The sequence below is a fragment of the Agilicoccus flavus genome (assembly GCF_014857905.1).
In the GTDB taxonomy this organism is placed as follows: domain Bacteria; phylum Actinomycetota; class Actinomycetes; order Actinomycetales; family Dermatophilaceae; genus Agilicoccus; species Agilicoccus flavus.
In genome coordinates, this window is sequence record NZ_JACYXE010000009.1 from 116,817 (window position 1) to 137,580 (window position 20,764).

General features: G+C 72.2%; 20 protein-coding genes and 1 tRNA gene. 9 read left to right on the forward strand and 12 right to left on the reverse strand.

The genetic code is table 11. The annotated features are described in order from the left end of the window. Positions 1–8 precede the first annotated feature (8 nt). Positions 9–734: a hypothetical protein gene (locus ICW24_RS13960; RefSeq protein ID WP_226346329.1), complete on the reverse strand. Its 726-nt coding sequence runs from the start codon at positions 732–734 to the stop codon at positions 9–11. A 127-nt stretch (positions 735–861) separates the two neighbouring features. On the opposite strand from ICW24_RS13960, the gene ICW24_RS13965 reads away from it, so the two are divergent. The 5 genes from ICW24_RS13965 (at position 862) to ICW24_RS13985 (ending at position 5,992) form a co-directional block, all read left to right on the forward strand. Next, a complete protein-coding gene (locus tag ICW24_RS13965) occupies positions 862–1,635 on the forward strand; it encodes a hypothetical protein (RefSeq protein ID WP_226346330.1) in 774 nt (257 codons plus the stop codon). Between the two features lie 165 nt (positions 1,636–1,800). Further along, positions 1,801–2,586 carry a hypothetical protein gene (locus ICW24_RS13970; RefSeq protein WP_226346331.1) on the forward strand — a complete coding sequence of 262 codons (786 nt, stop codon included), beginning with the start codon at positions 1,801–1,803 and terminating at the stop codon, positions 2,584–2,586. A gap of 156 nt (positions 2,587–2,742) precedes the next feature. After that, positions 2,743–4,164 carry an ABC transporter substrate-binding protein gene (locus ICW24_RS13975; RefSeq protein ID WP_226346332.1) on the forward strand — a complete coding sequence of 474 codons (1,422 nt, stop codon included), beginning with the start codon at positions 2,743–2,745 and terminating at the stop codon, positions 4,162–4,164. A gap of 110 nt (positions 4,165–4,274) precedes the next feature. Continuing rightward, entirely contained in the window at positions 4,275–5,126 is an 852-nt protein-coding gene (locus tag ICW24_RS13980) for a carbohydrate ABC transporter permease (RefSeq protein ID WP_226346333.1), read from the forward strand. Next, the gene (locus ICW24_RS13985; protein WP_226346334.1) at positions 5,126–5,992 is read left to right on the forward strand and encodes a carbohydrate ABC transporter permease; all 867 of its coding nucleotides are present in this window, start codon (positions 5,126–5,128) and stop codon (positions 5,990–5,992) included. Before ICW24_RS13980 ends, ICW24_RS13985 begins: the two co-directional genes overlap by 1 nt. Positions 5,993–6,033: 41 nt before the next feature. On the opposite strand, the gene ICW24_RS13990 is transcribed toward ICW24_RS13985, so the two are convergent. The 10 genes from ICW24_RS13990 to ICW24_RS14030 form a co-directional block, all read right to left on the reverse strand. Beyond that, positions 6,034–6,294: a hypothetical protein gene (locus ICW24_RS13990; RefSeq protein ID WP_226346335.1), complete on the reverse strand. Its 261-nt coding sequence runs from the start codon at positions 6,292–6,294 to the stop codon at positions 6,034–6,036. Positions 6,295–6,309: 15 nt separating this feature from the next. Further along, positions 6,310–6,492 carry a TRAP transporter large permease subunit gene (locus ICW24_RS19955; protein ID WP_372360721.1) on the reverse strand — a complete coding sequence of 61 codons (183 nt, stop codon included), beginning with the start codon at positions 6,490–6,492 and terminating at the stop codon, positions 6,310–6,312. Continuing rightward, on the reverse strand, positions 6,411–7,706 hold the full coding sequence (locus ICW24_RS13995; RefSeq protein WP_226346336.1) for a TRAP transporter large permease subunit: 1,296 nt from the start codon (positions 7,704–7,706) through the stop codon (positions 6,411–6,413). The genes ICW24_RS19955 and ICW24_RS13995 overlap by 82 nt, the downstream gene beginning before the upstream one ends. Positions 7,707–7,818: 112 nt before the next feature. Beyond that, entirely contained in the window at positions 7,819–8,238 is a 420-nt protein-coding gene (locus tag ICW24_RS14000; protein ID WP_226346337.1) for a DoxX family protein, read from the reverse strand. A 190-nt stretch (positions 8,239–8,428) separates the two neighbouring features. Beyond that, complete coding sequence (locus ICW24_RS14005) at positions 8,429–9,505, reverse strand: SDR family oxidoreductase (protein WP_226346338.1); 1,077 nt, start codon at positions 9,503–9,505, stop codon at positions 8,429–8,431. A 604-nt stretch (positions 9,506–10,109) separates the two neighbouring features. Continuing rightward, positions 10,110–10,355 (reverse strand): YlcI/YnfO family protein, encoded by a 246-nt coding sequence (locus tag ICW24_RS14010; RefSeq protein ID WP_226346339.1) that lies wholly within the window; start codon positions 10,353–10,355, stop codon positions 10,110–10,112. Then, on the reverse strand, positions 10,345–10,659 hold the full coding sequence (locus ICW24_RS14015; protein ID WP_226346340.1) for a hypothetical protein: 315 nt from the start codon (positions 10,657–10,659) through the stop codon (positions 10,345–10,347). Before ICW24_RS14015 ends, ICW24_RS14010 begins: the two co-directional genes overlap by 11 nt. 376 nt (positions 10,660–11,035) lie before the next feature. Beyond that, positions 11,036–11,108 (reverse strand) — tRNA-Thr (locus ICW24_RS14020). Between the two features lie 167 nt (positions 11,109–11,275). Continuing rightward, complete coding sequence (locus tag ICW24_RS19750) at positions 11,276–11,908, reverse strand: transglycosylase family protein (RefSeq protein ID WP_307781353.1); 633 nt, start codon at positions 11,906–11,908, stop codon at positions 11,276–11,278. Positions 11,909–12,421: 513 nt separating this feature from the next. Continuing rightward, positions 12,422–14,518 carry a serine/threonine-protein kinase gene (locus ICW24_RS14030; protein ID WP_226346341.1) on the reverse strand — a complete coding sequence of 699 codons (2,097 nt, stop codon included), beginning with the start codon at positions 14,516–14,518 and terminating at the stop codon, positions 12,422–12,424. Between the two features lie 260 nt (positions 14,519–14,778). On the opposite strand from ICW24_RS14030, the gene ICW24_RS14035 reads away from it, so the two are divergent. The 4 genes from ICW24_RS14035 to ICW24_RS14050 all read left to right on the forward strand — a co-directional run bounded on the left by ICW24_RS14035 (position 14,779) and on the right by ICW24_RS14050 (position 19,736). After that, entirely contained in the window at positions 14,779–16,206 is a 1,428-nt protein-coding gene (locus ICW24_RS14035; protein ID WP_226346342.1) for an alpha,alpha-trehalose-phosphate synthase (UDP-forming), read from the forward strand. A 47-nt stretch (positions 16,207–16,253) separates the two neighbouring features. Further along, entirely contained in the window at positions 16,254–17,084 is an 831-nt protein-coding gene (otsB, locus tag ICW24_RS14040; protein ID WP_226346343.1) for a trehalose-phosphatase, read from the forward strand. Between the two features lie 187 nt (positions 17,085–17,271). Beyond that, entirely contained in the window at positions 17,272–18,351 is a 1,080-nt protein-coding gene (locus ICW24_RS14045) for an ABC transporter ATP-binding protein (protein ID WP_226346344.1), read from the forward strand. 137 nt (positions 18,352–18,488) lie between these two features. Next, entirely contained in the window at positions 18,489–19,736 is a 1,248-nt protein-coding gene (locus ICW24_RS14050) for a DUF4032 domain-containing protein (RefSeq protein WP_226346345.1), read from the forward strand. A gap of 63 nt (positions 19,737–19,799) precedes the next feature. Here the strand turns inward: ICW24_RS14050 and rlmB are convergent, their stop codons facing one another. Then, complete coding sequence (rlmB, locus tag ICW24_RS14055; protein ID WP_226346346.1) at positions 19,800–20,759, reverse strand: 23S rRNA (guanosine(2251)-2'-O)-methyltransferase RlmB; 960 nt, start codon at positions 20,757–20,759, stop codon at positions 19,800–19,802. Between the last annotated feature and the right edge of the window lie 5 nt (positions 20,760–20,764).

Here is a 20,764-nt window from a genome sequence, read left to right on the forward strand (position 1 = left end):
CGCCCGGTTCACGACGCGGCGGGCCCGGCCGAGGACGCGGTGAGCTGGGCGATCTTCGCGGCGAGCTCGTCGGAGGTGAGCAGCCCCTTGGCGTGCAGGTCGGCGAGCACGCCGAGCAGCACGTCGGTGTCGGCGTCGACGGCCGAGTCGACGGGGTCCGCCGCCGGCGCCTCGACGGGCGCGGCGACCTCGGCGGTCGGAGGTGACGCCGGCGCCTCCGGCTGCACGGTCGCCCTCGATGCGGGGACCGAGGGGGCAGCCGGGGTCGGCGCCGCGACCGACGCCGCGGGCGTCGCCGGGGCGGCGGGGCGCCCGGTGGGGGCCGCCGGCGGGCGGGGGCGACTGGCGCCGATGACGACGTGCGGATGCGCGGTGACCAGCGCGTGGACCAGACGGCCGCTGTCCTCGCGGTTCATGCGACGGACCGCGATCCGCCCGCTCGGGGTGAGGACGCCGAGCCCGTCGTGCACCTTCGGTGCGTAGTCGACGGCGTACGCCTCCGCGAGCGGCACCGCCTGCACCCGGTAGCGCCCGTAGTCGTCGCGGACCGCGAGGACCCGGCGGTCGGTGAGGACGAGCAGGCCGTCGCCGCCGGCGTAGGTACAGGCCACGAGTTCGCGCACGAGTTCACCGGGATCGAGGCAATCGGGCAGGTTGCGCGCGGCCGTGCGCGCGCCGAAGCTCACTCGCATCCGCGCGAGGGCATCGACCACGTCCTGCCGCCAATCGCTCATGTCGGACCGGTCGGACGATTCGGCCCCGATCTGAGCAAAGTGCCCGACCGGACCACCGCACGGCCCCATATCATTTCACGTGGCGCGGGGGGCTACTCCACCCGTTGCCGAGTCTTACGATGGCCGTGTGACCCACCCTCCGCCCGGCGACGACGCCGCCCACGGACCGTCGCCGGACGTCGGCCTCCTCGCCCACGCCCGTGCGATCGCCACCCGGCTCGACACGGCCCACGAGGCGTGGGTCGTCGGGGTCGCGCGGCCCGTGGGCGTCGACGCAGATCTCCCGAGCACGTCCGGGGACCTCAACGTCGTCCTGTCCGAGGCCCACGCCACCGGAGCCTTCCCCACGGGTCCCCTGGCCTACGGCCGCAACCCCATCAGCATCGCCTCCGAACCGCCGTTCCACACCGCGCGCATCGACATGCCGGACGACGACGGGAATCCGTTCATCTCCGTGGAGCTCGAACTCGGGCCTGGCGGGTTCGTGGCCGTCGCGGGCACGCGGCGCGGCCAGGTCTCTCCCGGCACGATGACGGCCTCCCACGTCTTCCTCGCCGACGTGGAGGCCGGAGTCGCCGACCTCCTCGTCTTCCTCGAGGTCCGGTGCGCCCAGATCGGCTACCGCGGCCCAACCCGCGTGCTGCTGGCGCTCTTCTGCGACGTCGCCGACGAGCCGCTGGGATTGCGCTGCCTCGACGAGATCACCGGCGAGATGGACCTCGACGTCCGTCACCGAGCCTTCGATCCGATGGGCTTCGATTACGTCGTGGGTGAGAACGACCTCGGCCACGCCGCCGCCTACGACATCGCCGTGGAGCTGGCCGAGCGGTTCGGCGCGCCCGGCCCTCAGCTGCTGCTCCCCCCGGCGATCAAGGCGCGGGCGGGGTCCGTCGCACCCTGAGCCCACCGCGCCGACCCCGATGGCGCCGGCCCCGGCCGACTCGATAATCCGTCGTGTCGAATCGCCCGGGATTCGGGTCGATCGATCGTCCTGGACCGTGAGCTGAATCGGCCCGTGCTATGCCTTTCCGCGGGGCCCTCCCACGACGTGTACGTAGATTCCACGATGGTCGATGACCTGGTGCTCGCCTCGCTCGAGATCGCAGCAGCCGAGCTCACCACGGCGCAGGCCGCCTGGGTGGTGGGCGTCGGGCGGCTGGGTGACGTCGACCTGTCCGTGGGGAGCCGGCCCGGCGACCTCGCCGATCTCGCGGAACTGGCGACCGCGATCGGCGACTTCCCCCTCGGGCCCATCGCGTACGCGACCGGCGAGCCCCTCGTCGACGTCCGCGAGGAGTTCCACACCGCCACGTACCGCCTCGACCACGGTGGGAACCCCTATCTCGAGGTGCTCCTCGGCCTCGGGCCGGGCGGCATCACCGCGATCGGCGGGACGCGCAACGGCCTGTTGTCCGAGACGGACACGCACGCCCACCCCGGCCACGTCCTCCTGGCCGACGTCGAGGCCAAGCTCGGCGACCTCGTCAGCCTGCTGCTGGCACGGGCCGCGCTCCTCGATCACCACGGCCCGATCAGCTACACCCTCACCGTGACGGACGCCATCGACGGGCACCCCCTGACCCTGCGGCACCTCGACCGCGAACGCGGCACGCTCCTGCAGGCGCCCGACCCCGGACCGTTCGGTCTGCTCTCGGGCGAGACCCACACGGACGCCCCCTTCGAGGAGCAGTACGCCGCGACCCTGGCCGTCGCGACGGAGGCGGCCCGGCGATTCGGGGCCGACCGCCTCGAACTGCTCATGCCCGTCGAACGCGTCGGCTTCGACCGCTTCCGCGACAGGTTCGACTCGCGCTACGAGCAGGCCGCCCGCCTGCGGTCCGCTCGCGCCTGATCGTTCCCGTCGGCGCGCCCTCGGCAGGGTTCGCCTCCGGTGGCCCGGCCACGCGATGTGGTCCAATATGCCCCTAACCGGCGCAGGGTCGCGTCCTCCTCGCCCACCCGGGCGGCGGGACGCATCCGGCACGCGCCCCGTGACCAGGAGGTTGCCATGTCCCGTCGCACCCGGACGCTGCTCGTCGGCTCGACCGCCGTCCTCGCCACCCTGCTCGCCTCCTGCGGCGGGGGCGACGAGGGTTCCGCGTCACCGTCGGGTGGTGACGGCACCGCCGGCGGGGGCGGCAAGCTCCTCGTGTGGTCGCTGGAGAACCAGCCCGACCGCATCGCGCAGCAGAAGAAGATCGTCGCCGACTTCCAGGCCAAGACGGGCACGCAGGTCGAGCTCGTGGGCATCGACGAGGCCCAGTTCCCCCAGCTCGTCGCGAGCGCCGCCCAGTCGGGCAACCTGCCCGACGCGATCGGGTCCCTGTCGCTGGGGTACGTGCGCCAGATCGACGGTCAGCAGCTCGTCGACCGTGAGGCCAACACCGCCGTCGTCGACGCCCTCGGCAAGGACACGTTCGCCAAGGGCGCCCTTGATCTCGTCGCCGACCAGGGTGCGCAGCTCGCGGTCCCTTCCGACTCGTGGAGCCAGATCCTCGTCTACCGCAAGGACCTCTTCGCCAAGGCCGGGCTGAAGCCGCCGCAGACGTACGAGGACCTGCAGGCCGCGGCGACGAAGCTGACCTCGGGCAAGCAGTTCGGCGTCACGCTCGCGACCGACCCGGCCGACCCGTTCACGACCCAGACGTTCGAGAGCCTCGCCGTGGGCAACGACTGCCAGCTCGTCGACGGTTCGGGCAACCCGGCCCTGTCCAGCGGCAACTGCTCGACGACGTTCGGCCTGTACGCCGACCTGGCGCAGAAGTCGTCGCCCAAGGGCAAGCAGGACGTCGACACCACCCGCGCCGCCTACTTCTCCGGGCAGGCCGCCATGGTCATGTGGTCGACGTTCATCCTCGACGAGATGGCGGGCCTGCGGAACGACGCCCTGCCCACCTGCCCGGAGTGCAAGGCCGACCCGACGTTCCTCTCGAAGAACTCCGGCATCGTCACGAACATCAAGGGCCCGAACGGCTCCGGACAGGGCGGCTTCGGCGAGGTGAGCTCGTGGGTGGTCACCGCCGGTGGCGAGGAGACCGCGCAGGCCAAGGCGTGGGTGCAGTACATGCTCTCCGACGGCTACACGAAGTGGCTGGGGCAGGCTCCCGAGGGCAAGTACCCGGTCCGCCTCGGCACGTCGGCGGGGTCGAACGAGTACGCGGAGGCGTGGGCCAAGCTGCCCGCCGGGGTCGACAAGAAGGCGCCGCTGTCGACGCTGTACGCCCCCGAGACGCTCAAGGTCATGCAGGACTCGGTGAAGAACCTGCAGGTGTGGGGCATCCCGCAGGGGCAGGGTCGCCTGCTCGGGTCGGTCATGGCCGAACTGCCGATCTCGAAGGCCGTGGCCTCGCTCGGATCGGGCACCTCCGCCGCCGACGCGCAGAAGCAGGCGAACGACGCGGTCACCGAGATCAAGAGCGGACTGCAGTGACGGCCCCGGCCACGTCTCCGGCGGCCGCACGGCCGCCGGAGACGACCACGCCGGCGACGCGCCCCGGCCGCAGCCGCCGGGCGCGGGCGGAGAACCGCGACGGGTGGCTGATGGTGAGCCCCACCGTCATCGTCGTCCTCGTCGTCATCGTCATCCCCGTGCTGTGGAACGTGCTCCTCGCGTTCCAGAAGCTCAGCTTCCTGCAGATCCGCAAGGCCAGCCTCGCGGGGCCGTACACCCTCTCGAACATCGAGCGCGTCATCCTCGCTCCCGGCTTCTGGCAGAGCATCGGCACGACGCTCATCTACTCGGCGGGCTCGACGATCGGGTCGATCGCCGTCGGACTCGTCGCGGCGCTCGCCCTGCGTGACGCGTTCCGCGGTCGGGCCGTCGTCCGGGCGCTCATGCTGCTGCCGTACGTCGCGCCCGTCGTCGCCGTCGCGTTCGTGTGGCAGATGATGCTCAACACCCAGTACGGCGTCGTCAACGCCATGGGGACGCGCCTCCTCGGCTGGGACCAGCCGATCGACTTCCTCGGCCGGGAGCCGTACGCCCTCATGACCGTCATCGCGTTCGAGATCTGGCGGTATTTCCCGTTCGCGTTCATGTTCATCATGGCCCGGCTCATCGCCGTCCCCCGCGAGATGGACGAGGCCGCCCTCATCGACGGCGCGACGCCGCTGCAGCACTTCCGGCACATCCTGTTCCCGCAGCTGCTCAGCGTCATCGCCCTGTTGTCGGTGATGCGGTTCATCATGACGTTCAACAAGTTCGACGACGTCTATCTGCTGACCGGCGGCAACGCCGGCACCGACATCGCGGCGGTGCGGGTCTACGACTACCTGACCGGCCGGTTCGACGCCGGTGGTGCCGCGGCCCAGGCCCTCGTCCTCAGCCTCGTCATGGCCGTCTTCCTCGTCATCTACATCAAGTTCATGGCCAACCGGACGGAGGAGGTGTGATGTCGCGCTACGCCGTCGAGGTGAAGACCTTCCGCGTGCTCAAGTGGGTGACGATCGCTTTCTTCCTGTTCATCACGGTCTTTCCGTTCTACTACATGCTCATGCTGAGCTTCACGCCCATCTCCGAGCTCCTGCGCAACCCGTGGCGCATCTGGCCCGACCTGTCCACGCTCACGGTCGACACGTACGCGAGCGTGCTGCGCTCGCGCGACGAGGGCGGCCAGGGGTTCGCGGGCTTCATGCGGAACTCGGCGCTCGTCGCCCTCGTCACGGTGTTCATCACGCTGCTCGTGTCGATCCTCGGCGCGTACGCGGTGGCCCGACTCACCTTCACGGGGCGCCGTCAGGTGAACGCGCTGTTCCTCGCGGTGTACCTGTTCCCGGCCATCGTCCTCGCGATCCCGCTCGTCATCCTCTTCTCGAAGATCGGCCTCTACCAGTCCCTCGCCGGGCTCATGCTCGTCTACGTCGCGCAGACCGTGCCGGTCTCGATCTACATGCTGCGCAACTACTTCGAGACGATCCCCGACTCGTTGGAGGAGGCCGCCGCGCTGGACGGCGCCTCGCGGGGGCAGACGCTGACGAAGGTCGTCCTGCCCCTGGCCATGCCGTCGATCATGTCGACCGCGCTGTACGTCTTCATGATCGCGTGGAACGAGTTCCTCTTCGCGCTGCTCTTCCTCGCGGCCAAGCCGGGGCTGTGGACGGTGTCGCTGGGGCTGTCGCAACTCTCGAACGGCATCGAGGTGCCCAAGACGATCCTCATGGCCGGGTCGGTGCTGCTCACGGTGCCGATCATCGTGCTCTACGGCATCGCCGAGCGCGCCCTCACCGAAGGACTCACCGCCGGGGCCGACAAGGGCTGACCCGACCCCCGCCCGGCGGGGCGCGCGTCGGTCACCGGCCCCTACCGGGCGGCCGCGCCCTGTCCGGACTGCTCGGGCTCCTCGGGCTGCGACGGGCCGTCGAGGTAGGCGAGGACGAAGGCGGCCACGGCGCACGCCGTCGCGCACGAGAACGCGGGCGCGTCGAGCAGCCCGGCGGTGCCGGCCACGAGGGAGCCGCTGCCGAGGACGACCCCGGCGGCCTGCCCCAGGACGATGAGCAGGCCGAGCACGAGGAAGGCCACGAGGGTGGCCCAGAACAAAACCTCGACGACGCGTCGCACGGGAATCTCCTTGCCTCAGTTGGGGATCGGGAGCCAGCCCATGGCCACGAGCCAGGCCAGGCCGATGATCGGGACGACGAACCAGACCACGAGCGGCACGAACGTGCGCTGGGGGTTCACCTCGGCCATGCCGCAGGCGAGGTAGATCGGGGCCCCGACCGGCGGGGACGCGCCCTCGGTCGAGGTGGAGATGAGCACGGCGCAGATGGCGACGGTCGTGGGGACGTCGACGGTCCCGAGGGCGAGCGGCGAACGAAGGCGAGCTCGCGAGCCGCAGTGAGCGCGACAGAAGGCGCGATGACGGCGGGCGCACCCACGGCGGCCGCGGTCGCCGTCGACGACAGGGGCGTGGCCACGAGCACGGCCACCGCGCTGACGATGAGCACGAGCACCGGCTTGGGCAGGTTCATGCCGGCGAGGGCGCCGCTGAGCTGGGGCCCGACCCCGAGGTCGCTCATGATGTTCGACGCCGCGAGCGCCGCGAAGAGCGAGATGCCGACCGTCGCGAACTGGGGGGTCTCGGCGCGCAGGGCTCGACGCAGGGTGCCCCACCGGCCCCGGAGCCGTTTCCGGCCCTCGACGAGGGCGATGACCGAGATGAGCACGGGCACCCAGACGATGATCGAGATCTCACCCCGCGCTTCCTCCCCGAGCCGCGACTCCTCCCCCAAAACGTCCGCCAGCGGCCCGAAGGTCAGCGCGACGGGCACGAGGATGCCGACGAAGATGAGCAGCGAGCTCCAGCCGTCGCGCAGAGCCCGGCCGAACGGCGCCAGGTGATCCGACGGGCTGCGCCGGATCCCGTCCCGCCGCGTCCAGACGAAGACGACGATCATCCGATAGATGACGCAGTACATCCCCGCCACCAGCAGGGCGACGTAGACGTCGCCGGCCGCGACCCCCGCCGCGGCCGGGGTCGCGAGGAGGATGAACATCGTCGAGTTGGGCGGCAGCGACACCCCGAGCCCGGAGTTGCCGGCGACGAGGGTCGCGGCCCGGGTGCTCGACCACCCGTTCTCCTTCATCCACGGGATGGTCACCGACCCGACCGTGGCCGCGTTGCCGGCCGTCGACCCGGCCACGAGGCCGATGGCCGCCGAGCCGGCCGTCGACACGTAGGCCGCGCCGCCGCGCACCCGGCCGAACAGGGAGTTGAGGATGCCGATGAGGCGCTCGATGAGCCCGGTCGCCGACACGACGGCGCCCATGAACACGAAGGCCATGCCGGCGAACGTCACGTCGTTGTCGACCGCGTCGCGGACGCCGGCCCACAAGAGGCCGGGGGCGTCGGCTCCCCCGACCAGCGACGTCGCGACGAGGGCGACGAGGAGCGCCTCGGAGATCGGCCGCTTGAGCGGGACGTTCATCACCACGGTGACGGCGATGAACACGAGGAGGGCGACGATGCCCACGGTCACCAGCTTCCGGTGGTCGGGGCCGGGGCGGCGAGCGCGCCCCGGTGCGGACCCACCCGAGGCTAGCGACGCCCCGGCCGCGACGGGGCATCCCGCTCTTCCCGATCGCTCACCCGTCGCGCAGCGACCGGCGGGAGGTCCGCCACGCGCGCCACGCCCCGGTGCACCAGAGGGCCCACACCACGAGGACCGGCTGACCGAGGAGGCGCAGGCCGCGGGCGAGGTCGGAATCGAGGCCGAAGGCGTCGGTGCGGGTGAGGAACTGGGAGACGTTGCCGGGGAAGACCGCGACGAAGAACGCGGCGGCCACCCACCCGAGCGTGACGCGGCGCCGCACCCAGAGCATCAGGGCCAGGCCGAGGCCGATCTCGACGCCGCCGGAGGCGAGGACGACGGCGTCGGGGTCGAGCGGGATCCACGTCGGCACCTGCGCCTGGAACTCCCGCCGGGCGTACGTCAGGTGCCCGACGCCGGCCAAGGCGAGGAACCCGCCGAGGAGGACACGGCCGAGGGTGCGGGGAAGGCTCATGCGCCCCAGCCTCCTCCCGCGCGGATCCGGGACGTGACCCCGCCCCCTCCGCGCCGGCGACGGCGCACCCGCCGGAGGGCCCGGCGGGTGGACGACGCCGACCGGGCTCGGCCGTGCCGCCCGAACGGCATGGCCCGCCCCGACCGGCATGGTCCACGTCGTGGGAGCCGGTCGCCGGCGGCGGGCCGCGTCAGGGGATGATCCGCGCGCGGCGGTAGGCCTCGACGTGGGACGCGAAGCTGTCCGGCGTGGAACGGAAGCCGAGGAAGCCGGCCTGCCGGCTCTTCGTCATGTCGGTGAGGCATTCGAGGTCGCGCCCGAGGTCGCTGTCCGTGTGCCACCAGGACGCGAGGCGGTCGACGTCGGGCTCGGCGAGGTCGTACCGGGCGGCGATCTCCCGCCACGCCTCGGCGGCGTGCCCCATGCGCCCCTCGAGCGGCTGGGGTTCGCCCTGGAACCCGACCGGTTCGACGTCGAAGAGCTCGGCGATCCGCGGCCACAGCCACCGCCAGCGGAAGACGTCGCCGTTGGCGACGTTGAACGCCTCGTCGGCGCCGGCCGGCGAGGTCGCCGCCCACACCATCTGCTCGGCGAGCAGCCCGGCGTCGGTGACGTCGGTGAGGCCGTTCCACTGGGTCGCCGAACCGGGGAAGACGAAGGGGGCGCCGGTCTCGCGGCAGAGGGTGGCGTACACGGACAGGGTCAGGGCCATGTTCATCGCGTTGCCGGTCGCGAACCCGAAGACCGTGTGGGCCCGGTGCACGCTCCACGTGGCGCCCAGGCGGGCGGCGCCGGCGAACAGCGCGTCCTCCTGCGCGTAGTAGAAGTTCGGCGAGTCCAGCCGCGGCTCGTCCTCGTGGAAGGGGGTCTCGGCCGCGACCTGGGTGCCGTAGTCCTCGAACGGGCCGAGGTAGTGCTTGAGCCCGGTCATCAGCGCGACGTGTCGCACCGAACCGTGCGGCGCGAGCGCGTCGAGGACGTTGCGGACGATGGCCCCGTTGACCTCGATGTTCTCGGCCTCCGTGTCGCGCTTCTGCCACGCCGTGATGAACACGGCCTGCGGCGCGACGTCGGCGAGGGCGGCCCGCAGCGAGTCGGCGTCGAGCAGGTCGGCCCGCACGGGGAGAACGTCGGGGTCGGCGAGCGTCGAGCGCCGCGACAGTCCGTACGTCGTCCAGCCCCGCTCGCACAGTTCGCGGCAGACGGTCTGGCCGGAGATGCCGGTCGCGCCGACGACGAGCGCGGTTCCGGGTGAGTTCGAGTCCATGCGCGATCCTTCGGAGGTCGACGTCAGGGGAATCGTCCGGTTCCACCCGGACCGGGACGACGATACGGACGTCGATCCGTTGCGGGCGCCGCAGGGGCGGCGTGCCGCTGCCGTGCGCGGGAAGCGGCCGCGGCGGTAGGGTCCGGTCACCACCGACCAGTTCGCCATCACCACGTCGACGAGCGCGGTCGCATAGAGCATGTCGAGGCACCAGCCGACAACGCTCGATCGACGGCCGGGCGCTGTCGTCATCGCCTTGTCATGCCGCGCGGGGTGCGAGCGACCGATCTAGCCGGTGCGGGACAGCTCGTGCTCGACAGCTCGGCGAATCCAGGCCACGTCCTACTCTGCTGCGAGCCGCGGAGCCGACGTGGTGACGTCGGAATGCACGCCTATTCCTGTAGACGAGTCGGTCTACCGGGGCTTGCCCAGCAGAAGCACCCCCGGCCATCCGCTCGCCCAGCTCGTTGTCACTCGTCACGAAGCGCACCTCCGTTTTGTGCGAACCCCGATTGCACATCAGTACATCGCCGAGGACGGTCTTTCAGCAACGGCAAAGCATCATCGAACAGGCGCTCATGCCGCGCGTCGGACGTCAGAAGTTTTAGGCGGAGCGGGACAGCTCGTGCTCGACGGCTCGCCGGATCCACGCCGAGACCGAGCGGTCGTCGGCCTCCGCCGCTCGCTTGACGTCCTCGAGCAGGTCGGCCGGGAATCGCACGGGCACGGGCGTGCTCAGCGGGCTCTTCCGGCGGCGGGCGGGGCCCTGGGGCTCCTGGTTGGCCGGGTCGGCGTAGAACTCGTGCTCCTGCTCGGGAGTCATCTCACGGTGGTTCTGGTCAGCACTCATCTCGGTCCCCTCGGTAGGTGGCGGCGAGGCCCGAAGATGCCTCGTAGCAGCCGATCGGTCGGCATGCGCTCGGGTCGCCCGAGCGTGATGGGGCCAGTGGGACGAGGAGCACTCGCCCGCCGACCTCGGCGAGCATCAACCAGTCGGCAGGTGGCTTGGCCGGGTAGAACAGCGGATCGCTGCTCCACACGTCCATCACGTCCTCCAACCCAAGGTGCGGATGCTTGAACAGATGAGCTGCTTGCGTGTCGATCTCGAAGGGCTCGTTGTCATCGAGCGCGTCAAGGTCGAACGGTTCGCTCATGCTGCCGAGTGTATACCAAGCGACTACACACGCTCAGGTCGCATTGAGGGCGGAACGCCCCATTCTGCCGCGGGGCGGTCGTGCCGATGACCGGAGGCCGTCGCCCTAGGTGGTCGATAGGAGACGGCGATGTGGCCCGCCCTTGAGGGCCTAGGGTCCGAGCACCTACCCGCGTCCGTGGTCCGGGGCCCACGTCGGTGCTCCGCGAGGCAAGCCCCTTGTATGACGCAGCGTGACGAGATGCTCCTGGCAGAGATCATCGACGCGCAGCCTGAAGCAAGGCGCAGCGCTCTCGCCCGGTACGGTTTCCGAGCAGTAAGCGGACCCGGATGCCTCGAAACACCCGGCCCAGGTGAGGCATCTACACGGTTCGGAGAGCTGGAGAAGGGACTCGAACCCTCAACCACCTGTTTACAAGACAGGTGCGCTACCGATTGCGCCACTCCAGCGGGCCCGCCGGGAGCGGCGGGCGGCCACCCCGGCGAGCCGGGGCGGGGTCCATCTTCGCACGCGGCGCGGGGCCGGGGCCGGACCGGCGGACGCGTCGCCGCACGCCGAACGGCCCGGCCCCACAGGGGGCCGAGCCGTTCGGTGTACCGAGCCGACGGGGACGGACTCAGATGAAGCGCTTCGCCTTGACGAGCGTCGAGGCGGAGAAGGAGCGCTTGCCGGTCAGCTGGAGGCCGAGGGCGCGCTCGGTCTTGCGGACGGTCTCCGGGCCGACGATGCCGTCGACGCGGGCGCCGACCTTGCGCTGCAGCTCCTTGACGGAACCGCGCGACATGGCGGTGGAGGCGTTCGAGGTGGACTTGCGAGCGGTCGAGCGCGACGCGGTGATGTTGCCGCCGGCCGAGCCGAGGCCGTTGGCGCGCGTGAGGCCCGCCTTCTTGCTGCAGACCGGCCAGGCGCCCGGGCCCTGCTGGCGCAGGAGCTGCTGGGCGGCGGCGATCTGCTGACCCTTGCTCGCACGGTGCGGGAGGCTCGCGTAGCGGGTGCCGCCCGCGGCGCGCCAGCTGCTCGCCGAGAACTGGAGGCCGCCGTAGTAGCCGTTGCCGGTCGCGATGGACCAGTTGCCGCCGCTCTCGCAGGCCGCGACGCGGTCCCAGACGCCACCGGCCGCGGAGGCGGTCGGGGCGGTCGCGAGGCCGGCGGCGATGGTGGCTCCTCCGGCGACGGCCACGCCCATGGCGCGCAGACCGGTGGTGGACGACGACGTGCGGGCAGGGCGGTGCGTACCGATGTAACGCATGCGGGGAAATGTCCTCTCCTGACGAGCGCCTGAGGGGTTAGCTGTCGGGTTCGGGCGTCAGGTGCCCGGTCGGCGTCGCCGACTTCACCCCCAGACCGACGGGCGCGGCGTACCGCGACCTCCGGCCACGGCCGCCGAGGCGGCCAGTGGGTCCCCCACCTTCGTCTGCCCGGGGCGATGCCCGGCGGGGTGTCCGGCGACGAAGTTAGGCGCTGCGGACACGCATGCTGATGGATGTGTATGCAGTTGTGCAGGCCCCCGAGGACAGGAATCCTGTCGGCCAGACCTGACGGACTCTAGAGCAGACCCGGCGAGGAGTGAACCCGAACGGTCACTTTTGCGCATCGTTTCGGTCACGCGGGAGTCAAGGTCTCTTCCCGATTCGTCCATGTCGAGGACGACCTGAGCCGTCCGCGCGGCCGATCCCGCGGGTCCGATCCGCTCGTCGAAACGTGGTTCGGCGCGCATCTATCGGCGGGACCCAGCTCGCGCAAGAGGCGCCGTCCGGGCCGCTCACCAGGGCAGACGCCACACCTCGGTCGGCGAACCCACCATCGGCCACCAACTCGGGTCGATGGCCGTGCCCTGCGTGCGGACGCCGAGGACGGCCGCCGCGATGAGCAGGAGGGCGGCCACGGACCACGGCGTCCACGGTCCGGGTGTGAGGCCCGTCACGACGAGCCTCGAACCGGTCCGCACCCCGCCTCCGCCCGGACCCCACCAGGCGAAGAGCAGCGCCACGGCGGCGGCCACCGCGAGCGGGCCCTCGCTCAGCGGTCCGATGTCGACACCTCCGGCGGCCTGCAGGGCGAACTCGGCGGCGAACAGGGCGGGCACGACGACGAGCGCCTGCACGGCCGCGAGGAGCAGCGTCGTCACCGCAGCGCCGAGCAGGCGCAGCGGGGACGCGGCGGCTGCGCGGACGACGTCGCCCGCCACGGCGCGGCCGCGCTCGAGGCGCCGCAGGTGGACGGACCGCGCCGAGTCGCCGACGGTGCGCGCGAGCGCTCCCCAACCCAGCGCCGCGATGAGCGTCAGCAGCGGGAACGACGCCGCGGCGGCAACGGTGAGCAGCGCGCCGGCGGCGAGCACCGGCCGCGAGCGACGGCGCCGCGACGGCCCGGGCGGCCGCTGACCCGGGACCGACCCCACGACGTGGCTGCCGCCGGCCGCTGGTCCGGCGGACCCGGGAGGGCCGTCCGGCCACCCCCGGCCCGGGCCGTGGGGATCGACCGGGGCAGGGGTGGACTCACGCCCGACGACCGAGGTGGGGGCTCCGCCGAAGGCCTGCACGGGGGCGGCGGGGTCCCGGAAGCGGGCGTACGCCCACCCCGGCCGCGGCTCGGGCGCGGGGACGGCGGGCATCGTGCGCGTCGAGACGACCGGTGCGGCGGTCGTCGGGGGCGAGACCACGGGCTGCGGACGGGTCCCCCCGTCACCGTGGGGCGCGCGCGATCCGTCGTCGCCGCGAACCGGAGCGCCGGGGTCCCGGCTCGACCGCTCCCGGGCGTCGCGCCCGTGGGCGCGGAACCACCCCGTCCGGCCGACCCGGTCGCGATGGCCGGTGGGGGCCGGGGAGGGCGGCCGCGGCCCGGGGCGCGGCGTCGCGACTGTGAACACCCGGGTGGGCGCCGCGTCGGACGGGTCGCCGGGCGCCCCCTCGGACCCGTCGGGTCCGGGCCGGCGCCCCGAGAAGTCTCCGCGCGCGCCGGCCTCGAGTCGGTCGAGGCGGGCGACGATCTCGTCGTGCGCGGGCCGCAGGTGCGCCTGCGGGTCGAGGGCCGCGCGCAGCAGGCCCGCGAGGATCGGGTCGACGCCCGCGAGGTCCACCTCGCCGCGCGCCACGCGGTGGTAGACGGCCCCGACCGGCCCGCGCCCGAACGGCAGCCGGCCGGTCGCCGCGAACGCGATCGTCGCGGCCCAGCCCCACCAGTCGGTCGCGAGGCCGACCTCGGTGGCGTCGTCGTCGAGGAGCTCGGGGGCGAGGAAGCCGGGGGTTCCCATGACGAGGCCCGTGCGCGTGAGCCGGGACTCGTCGGCGATGTGGGCGATCCCGAAGTCGATGACGACGGGGGCGGCGTCGCGGACGAGGACGTTGCTCGGCTTGAGGTCACGGTGCACGACGCCGGCCGCGTGGATCGCGTCGAGGGCCGTGGCCAGCGCCCGGGCGAAGACGAGGAGCTCGGTGCCGCGGAGGGGTCCGCGTTCCGTGATCCACTCGTCGAGGGGACGGCCGCGGACGTACTGGGTGACAAGGAACGGGCGCTCCCCGTCGAGATCCGCGTCGACGACGCCCGCCACCCCCGGGTGGCGCACCCGGCTGAGCGACGCGAACTCCCGCCCCAGCCGCTCGCGGGCGGCGGGATCGCCGGCCACGTGGTCGCGCAACACCTTGACGGCCACCGCGCGCCCGTTGCCGTCGACGGCGAGGTGGACGACGCCCATGCCGCCCTCCCCGATGCGCTCGACGAGACGGTAGGTACCGAGGCGCACCTCGTCGGGCCGACCTGACGACGGGGTCGACGACGAGGACGACGGCGCGGACGACGAGGGCAGGGCGTCACTGCGCCGGACGCCCCGCCCGGGCGTCACGAAACCTGACGTCGTCACGTGTCGTCCTCCCTCGCAGGCGGCGCCGGCCGCGGATGGTCAGCGCTCGACCGGCGCCGGATCGAGGCCGGGGCCCACGACCCGGGCCACTCCTGTCCCGACCATAGCGGCCGACCCCGAACCGTTCCTGGACGCCGGGCCGGAGGCCGGTCGAGCGTCCCGGGGGAGGCCGCCGACCTGGGCGGTCACCGAGCGGGCGTGACGACGTGGCCCTAGGATCGGAGCGGCCGAAACCCTCTCGAGGAGATGAGTCGTCCCAGATGAGCGAACCGAGCCCGCCCTTCGACTTCGTCGTCGTCGCCAACCGTCTGCCCGTCGACCGCGTCGAGGTGGCGGACGGGCAGACCGAGTGGCGACGCAGTCCCGGCGGTCTCGTCACCGCCATGGATTCGGTCATGCGCGGGCGCGACGGCGCCTGGGTGGGGTGGGCCGGCGACCCCGGGGACGCCCCGGAGCCCTTCGTCGACGAGGGCATGTACCTCTGCCCGGTCGGCCTGTCGGCCGAGGACGTCCGCGACTATTACGAGGGCTTCTCGAACGACACCCTGTGGCCGATCTACCACGACGTCATCGTCCCGGCGACGTTCCACCGGCGCTGGTGGGACGCCTACTGCCGGGTCAACGAGCGGTTCGCGCAGGCGGCGGCCGACGTCGCCGCGCAGGGCGCGACCGTGTGGGTGCACGACTACCAGCTCCAGCTCGTGCCCGCCCTCCTGCGAGAGCTCCGCCCCGACGTCCGCATCGGCTGGTTCGACCACATCCCGTTCCCCGCCGTCGAGCTGTTCGCCCAGCTCCCCTGGCGCGAGAAGATCATCGAGGGACTGCTCGGCGCCGACTACCTCGGCTTCCAGCGCACGGCCGACGCCGGCAACTTCGTGCGCGCGTGCCGGCAGCTGGCGGGCAAGAAGACGAGGGGCGACGTCGTCACGACCACGTCCGGCGAGACGACGCGCGAGGTCCGCGCGAGCGCCGTCCCGATCTCCATCGACTTCCGTCAGCTCGACGAGCTCGCCCGCTCCCCCGAGGTCCGCGCCCGGGCGCAGGAGATCCGCGAGTCGGTCGGCAACCCGCGGGTGCTCATGCTCGGCGTAGACCGCCTCGACTACACCAAGGGGATCCGGCACCGGCTGAAGGCCTACCAGGAGCTTCTCGCCGACGGCCGCATCGCGCCCCCGGACGTCGGCCTCATCCAGGTGGCCGTGCCGAGCCGCGAGCGCGTCGACGCGTACCGGCACCTCAAGGAGGAGATCGAGGGCACGGTCGGCCGCATCAACGGCGACTACTCGACGGTGGGTGCGGCGGCCGTCCAGTACCTGCACCAGTCCTTCGACCGCGCCGAGATGGCCGCGATGTTCCAGGCCGCCGACGTCATGCTCGTCACGCCCCTGCGCGACGGCATGAACCTCGTCGCCAAGGAGTACGTCACCTGTCGCGCCGACAACGGCGGCGCGCTGGTGCTCTCGGAGTTCACCGGCGCGGTCCACGAGCTGCGCAGCGGCGCCTACGTGCACAATCCGCACGACATCCAGGGCCTGAAGAACACGATCCTCCGGGCGATCTTCGACGACGACCGGACCAAGCGCACGCGCATGCGATCGCTGCGCCGGCGCGTCCGCGACCACGACGTCCAGCGCTGGGCCTCGCGGTTCCTCGACGCGCTGGCCGCCGCCCCGGGCCGACCCGACTGACGTCGAGCCGCCCCACCCCTCCCCCATCGGCGCAGACCGGAGCCACGATGACCGAGACCACCGGGCCGCAGACCGGCCCCGATGTGCCGACCGACCTGCGGGAGCGCCTCGAGGCCGCGGCCCGGGCGGGGCGCGTCCTGTTCGCCACCGACTTCGACGGGGTGCTGGCCCCGCTGGGCGACGACCCGATGGCGGTGCGTCCCGTCGACGGGGCCATGGAGCTGCTGCGGACGGCGACCGAGCTCGAGGGGGTGACGGTCGCCGTCGTCTCGGGCCGGGACCTCCAGACCCTCGCGACGCTCACCTCGGCGGGCGGCGAAGACGACCCGATCGTGCTGCTCGGCAGCCACGGCGGCCAGGGCAGCCGCCCCGACCTGCTCGAACACCCGCCGTTGACCGACGCGCAGACCCGGGCCCTGTCCGACCTCGACGCCCGGCTCGTCGAGCTGGTCGAGGCCCACCCCGGCGCGCGCATCGAGCGCAAGCCGGCCGCCGTGGTCCTGCACACGCGCGGGATGGCCACGGAGGCGGGCGCCGCCGCGGGCGCCGCCGCCCTGTCGATCGGCGCGGCCGTCGACGGCACCCACCCCCTGCAGGGCAAGGACGTCGTCGAGCTGGCGGTCACCGACGTCAGCAAGGGCACGGCCCTGGCTGCCGTCGGCGCCGCCCTGTCCGTCGACGTCACGTGCTACTTCGGCGACGACGTCACCGACGAGACGGTCTTCACGATCCTCGACCCGGCCTCCGGGGACGTCACGGTCAAGGTCGGGGCGGGCGACAGCGCCGCCGTGTGCCGCCTGCCCGACGAGCGCTCGGTCGCCGAGGCGTTCCGGGTCTTCGTCGAGGCCCGCACGGGGTCCTCGCCCGATACGCGCTGACCCTCGCCTCCGACGAGCTTTGCGCGAAACGCGGATTCCTGGTCCCGGTGTGTCGTCGCACACCCACGCAGGTGGCACGATGAGCACACCGCGCTGACCGGCGTGGCAAACGGCACATCGCCTGTGCCGGCCCTTTACAACGGATCGTCCGGCACGTTCCTGCCGGTGAAGGAAGGACAACGACGTCATGGCCACGGTCAAGTACGACAATGCCACCCGCCTCTACCCGGGCAACGACAAGCCCTCGGTGGACGCCCTCGACATCGACATCGCGGACGGCGAATTCCTCGTCCTCGTCGGACCCTCCGGCTGTGGCAAGTCCACCAGCCTGCGCATGCTCGCCGGCCTCGAGGAGGTCAACGGCGGTCGCATCCTCATCGACGACAAGGACGTGACGGACCTCTCGCCCAAGGACCGCGACGTGGCGATGGTGTTCCAGAACTACGCGCTCTACCCGCACATGAGCGTCGCCGACAACATGGGCTTCGCGCTCAAGATCGCCGGCATCGACAAGGGCGAGATCCGCCGCCGCGTCGAGGAGGCCGCCAAGATCCTCGACCTCGAGCCCTACCTGGAGCGCAAGCCCAAGGCTCTCTCCGGTGGTCAGCGTCAGCGCGTCGCCATGGGTCGCGCCATCGTGCGTGAGCCCAAGGTCTTCCTCATGGACGAGCCGCTGTCCAACCTCGACGCCAAGCTGCGCGTGCAGACGCGCACGCAGATCGCGTCGCTGCAGCGCCGCCTGGGCATCACGACGGTCTACGTCACGCACGACCAGGTCGAGGCCATGACCATGGGTGACCGCGTCGCGGTCCTCAAGGACGGCATCCTCCAGCAGTGCGACAGCCCCCGTCGCATGTACGACCACCCGAACAACGTCTTCGTCGCGGGCTTCATCGGCTCGCCGGCCATGAACCTCTTCGAGGTCCCGGTCGCCGAGGGCGGCGTGAAGTTCGGCAACGGCGTGCACCCGGTCGACCGTTCCGTGCTCGGATCCACCGGCAACCGCATCACGCTCGGTGTCCGCCCCGAGGACCTCGAGGTCTCCGGTGAGGACGGCCTGCCCATCAACATCGACGTCGTCGAGGAGCTCGGCGCGGACGCCTACGTGTACGGCTCGGTCGCCGGCACCGACCCCGGCGACCGCCCGATCATCGCGCGCGTCGACGGCCGCCGGCCTCCGATGAAGGGCGACGTCATCCACGTGAAGCCGAAGGCCGACCACGTGCACCTGTTCGACGTGGAGACGGGCCTGCGCCTCGGCGACTGACCCTCACCACCCGGCACGCCGACGGGCCGTCCTCGTCTCCACGAGGGCGGCCCGTCGGCGTCCCCCGCCCGGGGTCCGCCCTCCGGCCGGAGGGGACTCTGGCCCGTGGACGTGCCGGCACGTGCCAGCATGGTGCGGTGGCGCTCAACATCACCGCGAACCGCGCAGACTCCACCCTGCTGGATCTGCCCTGGCACGAACCGCTCGAGGAGTGGGACCCAGCGCTGCTCGCGGCCCTGCCCCGGGGCATCTCCCGGCACGTCGTCCGCTTCGTCGAGGTGAGCGGGCGCGTCATCGCGGTCAAGGAGATCCGCGGCGACATCGCCCGGCGCGAGTACGACATGCTCCGTCAACTCCGCCGCCTCGAGATGCCGTGCGTGAAGGCGTACGGCGTCATCGACGGCCGCACCACCCCCGACGGCCGCGAGCTGGACGCCTGCCTGCTCACCCGGCACCTGCAGTTCTCGCTGCCCTACCGCGCGTTGTTCAGCCAGCGGCTGCGGCCCGGCACGGCCGACAAGCTCCTCGACGCCCTCGCCGTCCTCCTCGTCCGCCTGCACCTGGCCGGCTTCTGGTGGGGCGACGTCTCCTTGTCGAACGCGCTCTTCCGCCGCGACGCGGACGCCTTCTCGGCCTACCTGGTCGACGCCGAGACCGGGCAGCTCCTTCCGGCGCTGTCCGACGGGCAGCGGGAGCACGACCTCGACATCGCCCGCGTCAACATCGCCGGGGAGCTCATGGACCTCGAGGCCGGCGGCGTCCTCGAGGAGGGCGCCGACCCGATCCTCATCTCCCGCCGCATGGTCGCCCGCTACGAGCAGCTGTGGGGCGAGCTCACCGAGGTCGAGCGGTTCGAGACCGGCGACAAGTGGCGGGTCGACGAGCGGATCCGGCGCCTCAACCAGATCGGGTTCGACGTGGACGAGCTCGCGATCTCGACCGACCTCGACGGCACGACGATCCAGATCCAGCCCAAGGTCGTCGACGCCGGCCACCACTCCCGCCGCCTCATGCGCCTGACCGGGCTCGACGTCGAGGAGAACCAGGCCCGCCGCCTGCTCAACGACCTCGACGCCTATCAGGCCGCGGTCGGCCGTCAGAACGACAGCGACGAGATGGTCGCCCACGACTGGATGCGCGAGGTGTACGAACCCATCGCCGCGAACATCCCGCGCGACCTCGCCCGCAAGCTCGAACCCGCCCAGGTGTTCCACGAGGTCCTCGAACATCGCTGGTACCTGTCGGAGCGTCACGACATGGACGTCACCACCCAGTGGGCCTTCGCCGACTACCTCGCGGAGGTCCTCCCGGCCAAGCCGGACGAGCAGTCGGTGGTCGGGGTCGACACCGTCGAGATGCCCGTCATCGCCCTGTTCGACGACTGAGCCCGTCGACGCCCCCGACCGCTCGGCCCGGCCGCTCGATCCGCTGTCCAGCGCTCGGACGGGTCAGCGCTGAGCCCGGGAGCGGGCGATCTCGTACAGCGTCACACCGGCCGCGATGCCGGCGTTGAGGGACTCCATCTCGCCCGCCATCGGGATCGACACGATCTGGTCGCACGTCTCGCGCACGAGCCGCGAGAGGCCCTTGCCCTCGGAACCGACGACGACGACCAGCGGCTCGTCGGCGAGCGCGAGGCCCGGGAGGCTGACGTCGCCGTCCATGTCCAGCCCGACGACGAAGAAGCCGGCCTTGCGGAAGTCCTCCAGCGCGCGGGTGAGGTTCGTCGCCTGGGCCACGGGGACGCGGGCGGCCGCACCGGCGCTCGTCTTCCACGCCGACGCCGTCATGCCCACCGAGCGGCGCTCGGGCACGACGACGCCGTGCCCACCGAACGCGGCCACCGAGCGGATGACGGCCCCGAGGTTGCGGGGGTCGGTGATGCCGTCCAGCGCGACGACGAGCGGCACACCGGGCAGGTCGGGGTCGTGCAGGTCGCGGCAGTCGACGTATTCGTACGGGGGCACCTGGACGGCCAGGCCCTGGTGGGTCGCCCCGTCCGTGAGTCGGTCGAGCTCACCGCGCGGGGTCTCGAGGGTGGGGATGCCGCGCTGCGTGGCGAGCGTGATGGCCTCCCGGACGCGGTCGTCGGAGTCGATGCGGCTCGCGACGTACAGCGTCGAGGCCGGGACGTGGGCGCGCAGGGCCTCGACCACGGGGTTGCGCCCCGCGACGATCTCGCTCGAACCCTTGGGGCGTCGGGTCGGGCGCCGCCCCGGCGCCGACGTCTGCCGCTTGTCGTCGCGCTTCGACTGCTTGTGCGCCTTGTGGTTGACGCGGTCCTCGGCCTTGGGGGTCGGGCCGCGGCCCTCGAGACCGCGACGGCGCTGACCGCCGCTGCCGACGGTCGCGCCCTTCTTGGAACCGCCGCGGCGCGTGGCGCCGGGGCGGTGGGCGTTACCGGCCATGGCCG

Coding starts and splice junctions, on each gene's coding strand:
- ICW24_RS14005 (WP_226346338.1), bottom strand. CDS start 9,505: ATGGACTCGAACTCACCCGGAACCGCGCTCGTCGTCGGCGCGACCGGC.
- ICW24_RS19750 (WP_307781353.1), bottom strand. CDS start 11,908: ATGCGTTACATCGGTACGCACCGCCCTGCCCGCACGTCGTCGTCCACC.
- ICW24_RS13985 (WP_226346334.1), top strand. CDS start 5,126: ATGTCGCGCTACGCCGTCGAGGTGAAGACCTTCCGCGTGCTCAAGTGG.
- ICW24_RS14015 (WP_226346340.1), bottom strand. CDS start 10,659: ATGAGCGAACCGTTCGACCTTGACGCGCTCGATGACAACGAGCCCTTC.
- otsB (WP_226346343.1), top strand. CDS start 16,254: ATGACCGAGACCACCGGGCCGCAGACCGGCCCCGATGTGCCGACCGAC.
- ICW24_RS14010 (WP_226346339.1), bottom strand. CDS start 10,355: ATGAGTGCTGACCAGAACCACCGTGAGATGACTCCCGAGCAGGAGCAC.
- ICW24_RS13975 (WP_226346332.1), top strand. CDS start 2,743: ATGTCCCGTCGCACCCGGACGCTGCTCGTCGGCTCGACCGCCGTCCTC.
- ICW24_RS13960 (WP_226346329.1), bottom strand. CDS start 734: ATGAGCGATTGGCGGCAGGACGTGGTCGATGCCCTCGCGCGGATGCGA.
- rlmB (WP_226346346.1), bottom strand. CDS start 20,759: ATGGCCGGTAACGCCCACCGCCCCGGCGCCACGCGCCGCGGCGGTTCC.
- ICW24_RS13980 (WP_226346333.1), top strand. CDS start 4,275: ATGGTGAGCCCCACCGTCATCGTCGTCCTCGTCGTCATCGTCATCCCC.
- ICW24_RS14045 (WP_226346344.1), top strand. CDS start 17,272: ATGGCCACGGTCAAGTACGACAATGCCACCCGCCTCTACCCGGGCAAC.
- ICW24_RS14035 (WP_226346342.1), top strand. CDS start 14,779: ATGAGCGAACCGAGCCCGCCCTTCGACTTCGTCGTCGTCGCCAACCGT.
- ICW24_RS13970 (WP_226346331.1), top strand. CDS start 1,801: ATGGTCGATGACCTGGTGCTCGCCTCGCTCGAGATCGCAGCAGCCGAG.
- ICW24_RS14000 (WP_226346337.1), bottom strand. CDS start 8,238: ATGAGCCTTCCCCGCACCCTCGGCCGTGTCCTCCTCGGCGGGTTCCTC.